At 45.4% G+C, this 13,086-nt stretch carries 12 protein-coding genes; 1 reads left to right on the top strand and 11 read right to left on the bottom strand.

Annotated features, from left to right (window positions below):
• Nucleotides 1-31: 31 nt before the first annotated feature.
• The 11 genes from ORJ01_RS11315 to tkt all read right to left on the bottom strand — a co-directional run bounded on the left by ORJ01_RS11315 (nucleotide 32) and on the right by tkt (nucleotide 11,468).
• Nucleotides 32-637, bottom strand: a complete 606-nt coding sequence (locus ORJ01_RS11315) for an ACP phosphodiesterase (RefSeq protein ID WP_306178115.1) — start codon at nucleotides 635-637, stop codon at nucleotides 32-34.
• A gap of 80 nt (nucleotides 638-717) precedes the next feature.
• Nucleotides 718-1,983 carry a tetratricopeptide repeat protein gene (locus ORJ01_RS11310; protein WP_306178114.1) on the bottom strand — a complete coding sequence of 422 codons (1,266 nt, stop codon included), beginning with the start codon at nucleotides 1,981-1,983 and terminating at the stop codon, nucleotides 718-720.
• Between the two features lie 4 nt (nucleotides 1,984-1,987).
• The gene (locus ORJ01_RS11305) at nucleotides 1,988-2,605 is read right to left on the bottom strand and encodes an energy transducer TonB (RefSeq protein WP_226751877.1); all 618 of its coding nucleotides are present in this window, start codon (nucleotides 2,603-2,605) and stop codon (nucleotides 1,988-1,990) included.
• A 2-nt stretch (nucleotides 2,606-2,607) separates the two neighbouring features.
• On the bottom strand, nucleotides 2,608-3,012 hold the full coding sequence (locus ORJ01_RS11300; RefSeq protein WP_306178113.1) for a biopolymer transporter ExbD: 405 nt from the start codon (nucleotides 3,010-3,012) through the stop codon (nucleotides 2,608-2,610).
• Nucleotides 3,013-3,024: 12 nt separating this feature from the next.
• Nucleotides 3,025-3,552 carry a MotA/TolQ/ExbB proton channel family protein gene (locus ORJ01_RS11295; protein ID WP_226751875.1) on the bottom strand — a complete coding sequence of 176 codons (528 nt, stop codon included), beginning with the start codon at nucleotides 3,550-3,552 and terminating at the stop codon, nucleotides 3,025-3,027.
• Entirely contained in the window at nucleotides 3,552-4,919 is a 1,368-nt protein-coding gene (locus ORJ01_RS11290; RefSeq protein ID WP_306178112.1) for a MotA/TolQ/ExbB proton channel family protein, read from the bottom strand. Before ORJ01_RS11290 ends, ORJ01_RS11295 begins: the two co-directional genes overlap by 1 nt.
• 6 nt (nucleotides 4,920-4,925) lie before the next feature.
• Complete coding sequence (locus ORJ01_RS11285) at nucleotides 4,926-5,696, bottom strand: DUF3450 domain-containing protein (RefSeq protein ID WP_226751873.1); 771 nt, start codon at nucleotides 5,694-5,696, stop codon at nucleotides 4,926-4,928.
• Between the two features lie 244 nt (nucleotides 5,697-5,940).
• A complete protein-coding gene (fba, locus tag ORJ01_RS11280) occupies nucleotides 5,941-7,005 on the bottom strand; it encodes a class II fructose-bisphosphate aldolase (protein ID WP_229584467.1) in 1,065 nt (354 codons plus the stop codon).
• Nucleotides 7,006-7,061: 56 nt separating this feature from the next.
• Nucleotides 7,062-8,240 (bottom strand): phosphoglycerate kinase, encoded by a 1,179-nt coding sequence (locus tag ORJ01_RS11275; RefSeq protein ID WP_306178111.1) that lies wholly within the window; start codon nucleotides 8,238-8,240, stop codon nucleotides 7,062-7,064.
• Nucleotides 8,241-8,262: 22 nt separating this feature from the next.
• Complete coding sequence (gene epd, locus ORJ01_RS11270; protein ID WP_306178110.1) at nucleotides 8,263-9,270, bottom strand: erythrose-4-phosphate dehydrogenase; 1,008 nt, start codon at nucleotides 9,268-9,270, stop codon at nucleotides 8,263-8,265.
• 200 nt (nucleotides 9,271-9,470) lie between these two features.
• Nucleotides 9,471-11,468 carry a transketolase gene (gene tkt / locus ORJ01_RS11265; RefSeq protein WP_306178109.1) on the bottom strand — a complete coding sequence of 666 codons (1,998 nt, stop codon included), beginning with the start codon at nucleotides 11,466-11,468 and terminating at the stop codon, nucleotides 9,471-9,473.
• Between the two features lie 362 nt (nucleotides 11,469-11,830).
• On the opposite strand from tkt, the gene metK reads away from it, so the two are divergent.
• Nucleotides 11,831-12,979, top strand: a complete 1,149-nt coding sequence (metK, locus tag ORJ01_RS11260; RefSeq protein WP_226751868.1) for a methionine adenosyltransferase — start codon at nucleotides 11,831-11,833, stop codon at nucleotides 12,977-12,979.
• Nucleotides 12,980-13,086: the final 107 nt, after the last annotated feature.

The following is a 13,086-nucleotide window of genomic DNA, read 5'->3' as shown; positions in this document are numbered from 1 at the left end:
TTACAGGCTTGATAGGCTTGCAGGGCACTAGCTAACGCTGTGTGGGCATGATAATCGGCTCTAAAGCCTGTTGTCGCACATGCTGTTGTAACCTAGGATAAAAGTCTAAAAATACCTGTTCAAGCTCAGTATAGCGCGGGGTAATTTCAGTAATAATGCCATCGAATTGATTAGCAAAACGAATTCGCTGAGCAATCCTATCTAACGCCATGCCGACTCGAGGTAATTGCTGGTAACTTTCAAACCAATCTTGCTGTCGTACTTTTTGCATAGTCCACAACATCTGCGCTGGCATTATAGGCTCCGCATGGGCTAGTTGCTGGTAAAGCGCTAACTTAGCGCGACTAAAAGGTTCTGCATAAAAGCGAGACCAATGCACTGTTAAAAAGTGGTCAAATAATACATCTAAAGCCACCCCAGCAAAGCGCCTCCTTGTTGATGAAAATTGCCGCTTAGCCAAACAAATAGCACTATCTGCATCAGTAAAAGCATCTACTGCACGATGATTAGCAAGGCCGGCTTTAATTGAGGGGGCAAGTGAAACAAGGCATACGCCTTTAGAGAAGTCACCCAACAAATTCCCCACTAACGATGGCGCTGTAGGCTGCGCTAGAGCCATATGTGCCAAATAGTTCATCATCACCTGTAATACAAAATTGCTTAAACGATTTGATAAAAAAACCCGCTATATAGCGGGTTTTTTAGTAAGCGTATCAATTATAAGCTGATGTTTTTTACACGCGCTTTTTCATTGATATAACTCTGCCAACTACGTGTTTGACGCTCAGTTGCTGGATCCCGCTTGGCCGCTTGCAATGCAGCATTCGCTTCGCGATATTTACCTTGATAGAAGTAAGCTTCCATCAGGCTCATATGGATCTTACCGGCATCACGTGAATCAATGGCTAAAGAGGCATCAAATGCTTTAATGGCATCGTTGTACTTTTGGATGGCTAAGTAAGCCATACCTTGGCGACGATACGCATCAGCTTCATTGGTCATTTTAGCTAATTCACCATAGTACTCAGCAGCTTTAGCAAATTCACGAGCAGCTTGGAAGTTAGATGCAATAGCATTTAACATGGTACGATCTTTTTTGATCTTACCGCTTTTCATGTATTTTTCGTAAATCGCTGCCGCTTTATGCGGAATGTTGTTATTTGCATACATTTGTCCCAGCGTTTTCAGCTCAGACTCTGATTGCAAATAACCATTGTTGTAAGCGATTTGCAGAGCACTTAACGACTTTTGGTAATCTTCAACTAAGGTATAAAAGTTACCTAAGTAAACCCAATATTGGCGTTCTTCAGGAAACAATTGCACCATGGTTTCTACCGTTTCTACCGTCTTAGGGTAGTTTTTAGACTCATACAAGGCGCCCATTTTCAGCATGTAATACTGTTTGTTAGGCTCTTTGGCATAACGAATAGCATTATCAATCGGAGTAAGAACGTTTTTGTAATCACCTAGTTGGTAGTAAGCGTTAGCAATACGCAGATAAACATCTGGGTCTTGCTCACCGGTAAACTTCATCCAAGCTTCATAGTTTCTAATGGCATCTTTATGCATGTTCTCCATTGACTGCAAATCTGCAACCAACTTTAACGATGCAGAATGATCCGCAAAACTTAATAAGTCAGACTTAACGGCTTGCTCAAGATACTTGATCGCTTGCTTGGTATCTTTAGTGGCATATAAAGAACCGATAAAACGTGCTAAAAACGCATTATCAAAATCATTACCACCACGAATTTCTTGCAATACTTGCAAGGCTTCGTCAATTTTCTCTTCGCTGTATAGCTCAAACGCTTTAGTTACACCGCGACCTACCCGTTCACCAGGTAACTGCGTTTTACGGTTTTTGCGTTCTTCAATGCGCGCTCTGTCAGCATCAGTAATGTTAACCTGTGCCATTGCTGGCACAGAAAAACTAAAACTGGCGGCAACGATCAGAGCTGAGGTTAATAAAGATAATTTTCTCATTTCTTTAATCTCCCTGTTGCATGTCTAAGCTGAAATCTAGCTGTACTTGTTGACCAGGCTGGCGCATTGGCTTGCCATCAACAACTTTCGGGCTGTATTTCCAACGACGCAGAGCACGGATAGCTTCACGGTCGAATACACGACGTGGTTCGGCTTCAATCACTTCAACCTCATCCACACTGCCGTCTTCCATGATAGTAAAGCTTAAACGTACCCAGCCTTGTAAGCCGTCACGCGCTGCTTGCACAGGATACCGTGGTTCAATACGTACGATAGGCGTTGCATCACCGTCACGTAATAAAGAGCCTGGATCACCTAACCCCGTGTTTGCACCCAGATCAAGACCTGGCATATTGAACGACACGGCACCGGCAGTATTGCTCATTTCTGGCTCCGGCTGCTGCTGTTTAGGCGGCTGAGCCGGTGGTGGCGGTGGTGGCGGTGGTGGTGGAGTCCGCGTCTGTGTATCTGAATCCGGCGGTGTCGTATTAATTTCTATAATAATACGCTCCTGCTCAGGAGGACGCCGCTCGCCGCTGCCCTCAATGAGCAGCGCCATAATCAGAAACAACAGGAACGTTACCACGGCACCGATAATTAACGATGTTAGGAAACGTACCATAATTAGTTATTCTCCCCAGCAACAGTAATAACAAGCGACGGATCAGCTGCTTTAATCTGGTCCATAACTTCCATTACTACACCGTGTTTCGATTCTTTGTCTGCCTGAATGATAATGGTATCAGTAGGTGACTCAGCTCTTAACCGCTCGATGTTTGCAGAAACCCGCTCAACATCAACCGGACGCTTGTCCATCCAAACTTCACCGTTAGCACGGATAGCAATAAAGATTGTCGCACTAGGCCTTTTAGTGGCCTGGGCCGCTTCAGGTTTGTTGACATCAATACCTGCTTCTTTCACGAAAGAAGTCGTAACGATAAAGAAGATCAACATAATGAAAACGATATCCATCATCGGCGTAATGTCGATTGCGGCTTCTTCGTCTTCGCGTATACGTTTACGTGCCATAAAAATTCTCTCTTAATGATGCGGTAAGCTGTCTACGAGATCAGCTTTCTCTCGTTTGACTTTCACTTCCAGCCGCGAACTGAAAAATACACCTGACAAAGCCGCAACCATACCCGCCATTGTCGGGATAGTTGCCATGGAGATACCCGCCGCCATTGTGCGAGGGTTACCGGTACCTTGGGTGGCCATAATATCGAACACCGCAATCATACCCGTTACCGTTCCAAGCAGACCCACTAATGGGCACATTGCAACCAGTGTCTTAATCAGTAACATTCTTTGATCGAGTTGATCCGTCGCTTCAGAAATCCAGCAATCACGGACTTTATGCGCATACCAGGAAGTTGTATCTTCCCGAGCATCCCACTTAGCAATAATTTCCCGTTTCATCTTAGGAAATATTGAAGTGACATACCAGTAACGCTCTATCATCAATACCCACATAATGAAGAGCACTATGGCGACAACGTACAGGACGTTGCCTCCCGTATGGATAAAATCCTGTACTGATTCCCACAGCCCTACTAGCTGGAGATTCATTAGGCTTTCTCCTTCTCCGCGTGAGCAGCAACAATACCCGCGCTTTGCTCATCTAGAACTTGTAGAATTGATTTAGCACGTGACTGAACGATGCTGTGAACGAACAGTAATGGTAAAGCACAAATCAGACCTAGCGCAGTTGTTACCAATGCTAAAGAGATTGAACCTGCCATCAGTTTCGGGTCACCTGTACCGTATAACGTGATTTGTTGGAACGTTAAAATCATACCGATTACTGTACCTAATAGACCCATTAACGGTGCTACTGCAGCAAACAGTTTGATTAAGCCGATACCACGGTCAACCGCTGGAGTTTCACGCAGGATAGCTTCGTCTAACTTAAGCTCTAAGTTTTCAACATCAGCAGATTTGTTGTCATGATAAACTTTCAGAATACGACCCAGTGGGTTTTTCTCTGATGGTGTACCCAGATTTTTCAGCTGTGCGCGCATTTTGCCGCCAACAGCAGCTAATACTAGGATACGCTCTAAGGCAATCAGTAAACCGATAGCTAATAATACGGTGATCAAATAACCAACCGTGCCACCCTGATGGTAGTATTCCATCAATGTTGCGCGTTGCTGATTTAAACGTAACAGTGAGTTACCTTTTGTTGGATCCACATACATACCCGCTAATTCACCAGCACCTGCGCTGTTAAACGTAGCAACTGAGCTTTGGATTTTAGACTGTGGAGCACGACCCAGTGGCTGTATTTGGTCAGTATCAACGTTACGGATCAAATAATCAGTCGCTGTGGTTAAGTGGAAAGCACCCAAACGAGTTACACGTTGAGTAGAAGTACCACCGGCTAACTCAACCACTTCAGCGTCAAACTTTGAAATTTTAGCTGATTCAGTCATTTCAGTTAACATAGCAACCCACAGGTCTTCCATTTGATCTAACGTTGGAAGTTCAGTTGCTGCAGCGATTTCACGTAATGGTACATCACGGCCAGGATACTGAGCGCTGATGATTGAGCTGCTAATGGTACCGAGTGTTTTGTTGGCTGTTTGACGAACCACACCGAATACCTCACCCATTGTACCTAAAGCACTTTGTAACTCTTGTTGCTTTTGGGCGATAAGGATGTCGTTTTGAGCATATTCTTGCTGTAAACGTTTACCACGAGCTTCTTGATCAGCTAAGGCTTTTTTCGCCGCATTTAATAATGCTTGCTTATCAGCGCGCTCAGCTAAGAATGCACGCTCACGCTCTTGGTTAACGCGACCTTCAACGGTGCGTTGCTGTTGAATTTGTTGCAGTAATTGGTCTAACTTTTCGGTATTAGCTACCGCGTTGAAAGCTACTGACGCAGAAAGTGTAACTGCCGCAGCAACAACTAAACTTTTAATTGCCATTTTCATCTATTCTTACTCCGCTGCGAAAAGTGGTACACGATCCATTTCAAGCGTGGCTTCACGACGAGCCATCTTGATAAAGTTACCTACTGAAGGTAAATAGGAAGCGTCTAATGAAACCCACTCGCCAGTGCTCTTATTGAACACCCAACCAGCGCTGCCATCTAAAGCGATTGCCATTAAAGATAAACGGCCTAAGTGAACGTAATCAACTGTAATTTCGCTACCGCCAGTGGTTAACGTGCCTTGGAAAGCGGCTAACTCGCTACCGTAACCCATTTCAATTTCATAGGCTTCTAAGATTTGACGGAATTGCTCTGAACGCTGTACGTCTGAGCGAGCCATCAATTCACGTAACCGCTCAATACGCTCTAAACGACGTTCAGTACGCAGTGGAATATCGGCTTTGATGAATTGCTCTAAAGAATCGATCATGCGGAACATGAGCGGTACTGTACCTTGGTTAGTTCTCTCAAGGCCATCAATCTGGCGTTGCACAGAGTTGATTTGACGTTGTTGGTCAGCAACTAAGGTAGCTAAGAAATCGTTGTATACTTTTAAGTTGTCTGTTTGGTCAACAACTACACGGTACTCACCTAACAATTCTTGAGCTTGCTCATAAATTGTGTTGATTTTCTCTTGTGACTGAACAGCAGCACGTTGAATTTGATTATTTGCTTGATGAAGATCTTTTAAGTCTGTTGCTGCAGCTGAACCAGCCAGCGCGAAGCTGCCTGCCAACGCAGAGGCCACAAGACTCATATGAGTTTTTTTATTAAACATAGTTCCCAACCAATGATTGCTGATTAACGTAACCTGATGTTGTAAGGGTCGCCGTTTAAAACGACAGCAGACCCTCGTTTTAGAGGGTAAACCAACCGCATCATTACAGGTAAAAAGTAAGATGTCAACTGACAGACGCCCCTGAAACACCTGTATTTATGCGGGTTTTGTATGGTTTAACACCATTTTCTGAGTACCGATAAACTCATTATTAATTTTTTTTAACTCTTATTAATAACTCTGCTTATTTTATATGCGGCACTAATTTGCCCGCCGTATACAAATCTACCATAGCATCTAAAGATAATGGCTTAATTTTACTACCTTGGCCAGCACAGCCGAATGCCTCATAACGTGCAATACAGATATCAGACATCGCCTTCACGGACTCTTGTAAATACTTTCGAGGATCGAATTCTGCAGGATGCTTTGCCATATAACGACGAATAGCACCTGTAGAAGCTAAGCGCAAATCAGTATCGATGTTAATTTTGCGCACACCAAATTTGATTCCCTGTTGGATCTGTTCAACCGGAACGCCATAGGTTTCAGGAATAGCACCGCCATATTCATTAATAATCTCCAACCAGTCTTGCGGCACTGAAGAAGAGCCATGCATAACAAGGTGGGTATTTGGAATACGTTGGTGGATCGCTTTAATCCGGTCAATCGCCAGAATGTCGTCTGTTGGTGGCCGACTAAACTTATAGGCCCCATGAGAAGTACCACAAGCAATGGCTAAGGCATCAACATGTGTTTCGCGAACAAACTGTGCGGCTTCTTCCGGATCAGTAAGCATTTGATCGTGCGTTAGTTTACCCACGGCACCAATGCCATCCTCTTCACCCGCGTCGCCAGTTTCAAGCGAGCCCAAACAACCTAACTCGCCCTCTACTGATACACCACAAGCATGCGCTATTTCAACAACTTTGCGCGTTATATTCACATTGTAAGCATAGTCAGTCGGCGTTTTACCGTCCTCCGCTAGCGAACCATCCATCATGACAGATGAAAAGCCTAACTGAATTGAGCGTTGACAAATACCTAAAGAGGTACCGTGGTCTTGATGCATCACAACCGGCACATGTGGAAACTCTTCCACCGCAGCTAAAATTAAGTGACGCAAGAAAGGTGCGCCAGCGTATTTCCGCGCGCCTGCTGATGCTTGCACGATAACCGGACTATCGGTTTTCTCAGCTGCCAGCATAATAGCGCGCATTTGCTCCAGATTATTCACGTTAAATGCTGGGATGCCGTAACCAAATTCGGCGGCGTGATCCAGCATTTGCCGTAATGATATCAGTGCCATGAGTTCCTCTCTTTTTGTGTTAGGTACAGTAGTAAGATTTTAGTTTTGTTATTTTGTTATTTTTTTGCACGTTCTTCTAAAATGGCGACCGCGGGTAAAGTTTTACCTTCTAAAAACTCTAAAAAGGCACCACCACCGGTTGAAATATAAGAAATATCTGCCGCTACACCATATTTATCAATTGCAGCTAAGGTATCACCTCCACCTGCAATAGAAAACGCTGAGCTTTCTGCAATAGCGCGAGCTAAAGCTTCAGTACCTGCGCCAAACTGCGCAAATTCGAATACCCCAACAGGACCATTCCAGACTATCGTGCCAGCTTGTTTTAGTATAGCGGTAAGTTCTGCAATGCTGTCTGGTCCGATATCAAAGATCATGTCATCGTGGTTAACTGTAGCAACCGGTTTTAAAACCGCTACTGTGTCAGCACTAAAGGCGCTACCCACCACGACATCTGTGGGTACAGGAATGTTGCCACCGCGCGCTTTTGCTTGCGCCATCAAGCGCTGCGCTTCTGGGATTAAATCATTTTCACATAACGATTTACCGACATTATGGCCATTTGCTGCAATAAAGGTATTGGCAATACCACCACCGACAATCAGTTGGTCCACAATATTGGATAAAGATTCAAGCACCGTGAGTTTAGTTGACACTTTAGAACCACCAACAATAGCTACTAATGGCCGTTTCGGATTCTTCAATGCTGCGGCTAAGGCATCTAATTCAGCGGTGAGCAAAGGGCCCGCACAGGCAACAGGTGCGTACTTAGCCACACCGTGAGTAGACGCTTGTGCGCGGTGCGCAGTACCGAAAGCGTCCATCACAAACACATCACATAATGCCGCTAACTTTTTTGCCAACTCGTCATTGTTTTTGCCTTCGCCTTTGTTAAAGCGCACGTTTTCAAAAACCACCACTTCACCAGCGTTAACCTCGACCCCCTCGAGATAATCGGCTACTAACCGCACAGGAACAGTAAGAGCTTTTGCTAAATAATCAGCCACAGGTTGCATTGATGATGCGCTGTCAAAGACGCCTTCTTCAGGTCGACCTAAATGCGACATCACCATCACTTTGGCGCCCTTGCTTAACGCTAACTCGATGGTAGGCATTGCCGCTCTTAAGCGCGCATCAGAGGTAACAACCCCTTCACTAACAGGAACATTTAAATCTTCGCGGATTAACACTCTTTTACCGCTAAGATCCAGTTCGGACATGCGAATTACTGACATTTTATTCTCCATTGCAAAAAGCTTACCCTGCCATAGCTCTGGCGGTATCCAACATACGATTGGCAAAACCCCACTCGTTATCGCACCAAACTAGACACTTAACTAATCGTTTATGACTAACCCGCGTTTGCGAGCCATCAACAATACAGGAATGCGGATCATGATTAAAATCGACAGAAACTAAAGGCTCTTCAGTATAATCTAGGATACCGCGCAATGCTTGTTGGCTGGCTTCGCGTAACACCCGGTTAATATCATGAATACTGACATCGTGATCTAAGGTAACGCTTAAATCCATTGCCGTGACATTTAACGTAGGCACCCGCACTGCAATGGCTTCAAAACGGCCGGCCAAGTGTGGCATGATGCGTTCGATACCCAAGGCTAATTTGGTATCCACCGGTATAATCGATTGACTGGCCGCTCTCGTGCGGCGTAGATCGGGATGATAAGCATCGATTACTTGTTGATCATTCATCGAGGCATGAATCGTTGTGATGGTACCGCTTTCCACACCAAAATGCTGATCGAGCACCTGAATCACCGGCACAATACAATTGGTAGTGCAAGAACCGGCTGAAATAACTTGCATGCTCGGTTCGAGTAAATGCTGATTAATACCGTAAATAATAGTGGCATCAATGTCCGCTGCCGCGGGATGTGAAAATAACACTTGCTTGGCACCGGCATCGAGATGCCACTGTGCGTGCTCTCTCGTAGAAAAAATGCCGGTGCATTCCAGTACCACATCTACTGCTAATTCGCGCCAAGGTAATTCCAGCGGATCGGCCTCTGCAAACAGGGCAATATTATCGCCAGCCACCGTTATCCCCCCAGGAAACGATTGCACAGCATAACCAAATCGACCATGCGAGCTGTCATACTTTAATAAATGTGCGACACCAGCTGCGTCGGCCAATTCATTAATCGCGACGACTTGAAATTGCTTTTGCCAGCCATTTTCATAAATAGCACGTAAGATATTGCGTCCAATACGGCCAAAGCCGTTTATTGCCAGTTTTATTGCCATAAACGTAACTGCAAGAACCTTATCTGCGGGTAATACTGTGCACCTAACGCGCCGTGCTAATATGAAATGAAGCAGAGTGATGATGCAATTCATCACCACTTTACCTCATGCATCCTTGCTGGCGTAACGAGGCCTTGTTGGCCCCATTAGCGTTGAGATGAACAGCACAGGCTCAACATGAGCCGTTATAAAAGCTTAACTTAGCTCAGTAATTGCTGAGCAGCCTCAAGTACTTTTTCGGTAGTAATACCAAAGTGAGCAAATAATTGCTCTGCCGGTGCTGACTCACCAAAAGAGTTCATACCAATGATGGCACCGTTCAAACCCACATACTTATACCATGTATCTGTAATGCCCGCTTCTACCGCAACACGTTTAGTCACGGCTTTTGGCAAAACGGCTTCACGATATGTAGCATCTTGTTGCTCAAACACATCAGTAGATGGCATGGAAACAACACGTACCGCTTTTCCGTCAGCTTGTAATTGTTTTGCTGCTTGCATGGCCAGTTCAACTTCTGAACCTGTAGCAATAAAAATCAGTTCAGGTGTATCAGCGCTATCTAATAGCACATAACCACCGCGTTTAATCGCGTCTAATTGCTCAGCATTACGGGTTTGCTGCACCAGATTTTGACGCGTAAAAATCAAGCTGCTTGGTCCTTCAGTTCGCTCAATAGCTTGTTGCCAAGCCACCGCTGATTCAACTTGGTCACAAGGACGCCAATTCATTAAATTAGGGGTAACACGTAAGCTAGCCAGTTGCTCTACCGGTTGGTGTGTTGGACCATCTTCACCTAAACCAATCGAGTCGTGCGTATAAACAAAAATAACCCGTTGCTTCATTAATGCGGCCATGCGCACGGCATTGCGTGCATATTCCATAAACATTAAGAAAGTCGCACCATAAGGTACAAAGCCGCCATGCAAGGCAATACCATTCATCATGGCTGACATACCAAACTCACGCACGCCGTAATAAACATAATTACCGCTGGCATCCTTGGCAGTCAGGGGCTTACTGCCCGACCAAATAGTCAGGTTAGAACCGGCTAAATCAGCCGAACCGCCCATAAACTCAGGCAATAAGGGGCCAAAATTATTTAGTGCATTTTGCGATGCTTTGCGCGTGGCAATCGTTGCAGGGTTAGCTTGTAGCTTGGCGATATAGGCCTGGCTTTGCTCAGCCCAATTTGCCGGTAATGCACCGCTACTACGACGTAAAAACTCCGCAGCTAAAGCGGGGTGAGCGGCTTGATAGCTAGCAAAAAGCTGTTGCCACTTAGCTTCTGCTTGTTGGCCTGTGGTTTTCGCATCCCAATCTGCATAAATATCAGCAGGAATATCAAAAGGCGCATGTGGCCATTGTAAAAAGGCGCGAGCAGCGGCAATTTCGGCATCGCCCAGCGGTGCACCATGACAATCATGACTACCACCTTTATTTGGCGAACCATAACCAATCACCGTTTTACAACAAATCAAGGTAGGCTTATCGGTAACCGCACGCGCTTGCTCAATGGCCGCTTTTACTGCTTCAGGATCATGCCCATCGACATTCGGCACAACGTGCCAGCCATAGGCCTCAAAGCGTGCTGGAGTATTATCAGTAAACCAGCCTTCAACGTGGCCATCGATAGAGATACCGTTATCATCCCAAAAGGCTATCAGCTTACCTAAGCCTAAAGTACCCGCTAAAGAACAAGCCTCATGCGAAATGCCTTCCATTAGGCAGCCATCGCCTAAGAACACGTAAGTAAAGTGATCAACGATATCAAAACCTGGCTGATTGAATTGTGCGGCTAAGGCTTTTTCTGCTAAAGCCATACCTACGGCGTTGGTAATACCCTGCCCTAATGGACCCGTAGTGGTTTCTACACCGGGGGCATAACCGTATTCTGGGTGCCCTGGGGTTTTAGAGTGTAATTGACGAAATTGTTTTAGATCGTCAATGCTTAACTGATAACCACTAAGATGTAGTAAAGAATAAATCAGCATTGAGCCATGGCCGTTTGATAACACAAAGCGATCACGATCAGCCCAATTTGGATTGGTTGGGTTATGCTTCAAGTAATCTCGCCAGAGTACTTCGGCAATATCTGCCATGCCCATGGGTGCACCTGGGTGGCCCGATTTAGCTTGTTGTACCGCATCCATGCTGAGTGCACGGATAGCATTAGCAAGTTGTTTACGAGATGGCATGTTTACTCCTGAAAATTGGGCGCAAGGCAAGTTAAGCGCCTAGCTTGCTGCTTAAATTACCACTATTTTCACTCAGCTGCCGGCAGATGGCAAATGTTAATCTTGCTAGATGCCTTTATTTCCTTGGCATCTGATCTAAAAACAGCGCCTGGCGTAATTGACGGAAAGAAAGACGTCTGGGCGTCAAATATTACTGGTAATTACCCGCAATTTTCACTAAAATTAGCGGCTATTTTTTTGGCGCCCATCACTTTGCAACCTGCACTGGCATTGCTTGCCGGTACAAGCTTTTGCAAATAGGCGTAATTTTAGACAGGCGCTTTGGCGCATTCCGCATTAACCAACGTGGTGGAAAACAACTAATGGCACAACATATTTTCACGTCTGAGTCAGTTTCTGAAGGACATCCGGATAAAATTGCCGATCAGATTTCAGACGCAGTGCTGGATGCAATATTAGAACAAGACAGTAAAGCACGTGTTGCGTGTGAAACCTTCGTTAAAACCGGTATGGTGCTTGTGGGTGGTGAAATCACTACTTCAGCTTGGGTTGATATCGAAGAGATCGTTCGCAAAACCGTGCGTGAAATTGGTTATACCCATTCAGACATGGGCTTTGATGCTGACTCTTGCGCAGTGTTAAACGCAATTGGTAAACAATCTCCTGACATCAACCAAGGTGTTGACCGTGCCGATCCAAGCGAGCAAGGCGCAGGTGACCAAGGTTTAATGTTTGGCTATGCAAGCAACGAAACCGACGTTTTGATGCCTGCTCCTATTACTTATTCGCACCGTTTAGTACAGCGTCAGGCGCAAGTACGTAAAGACGGTACCTTACCGTGGTTACGTCCCGATGCGAAATCGCAGTTAAGCTTTATTTATGAAGACGGTAAGCCCATCGGTATTGATGCAGTAGTCTTGTCGACACAGCATTGTGACACCATCAGCACCGCTGATTTGCGTGAAGCCGTTATGGAAACCATTATTAAGCCAGTATTACCTGCAGAATGGCTAACCAGCAAAACCAAATATTTTATTAACCCTACTGGCCGTTTCGTCATCGGCGGTCCGATGGGCGACTGTGGTTTAACCGGTCGTAAAATCATCGTTGACTCTTACGGTGGTATGGCACGTCACGGTGGTGGTGCTTTCTCAGGTAAAGACCCATCAAAAGTTGACCGCTCAGCGGCTTATGCTGCACGTTATGTCGCGAAAAACTTAGTGGCTGCCGGCTTAGCCGAACGTCTTGAATTACAAGTGTCTTATGCCATCGGCGTAGCTGAACCAACTTCCATCAGCTTAGAAACCTTCGGCACCAGTAAACTGAGTGAAGATGAGTTAATCAAACTGGTGCGTGAACATTTCGATCTTCGCCCACATGGTTTAATTGAAATGTTGCAACTGGAAAGACCGATTTATCTGCCTACGGCCGCTTATGGTCACTTCGGCCGCAACGAGTTCCCGTGGGAACAAACCGATAAAGCCGAGTTACTGCGTCAGTACGCAAAATAAGCAATTGTTGTATAAAAACTAAAAAAAGGAGAGCTGAGCTCTCCTTTTTTCTTTTTTAAATGACCGTTCAGCTGATTTGCCGCTTACCTGACGCCAAGTTTTGTGTA

The organism is Alishewanella sp. SMS8 (genome assembly GCF_030737935.1).
Taxonomy (GTDB): domain Bacteria; phylum Pseudomonadota; class Gammaproteobacteria; order Enterobacterales; family Alteromonadaceae; genus Alishewanella; species Alishewanella maricola.
This window is presented reverse-complemented; position numbering and strand designations above follow the sequence as displayed.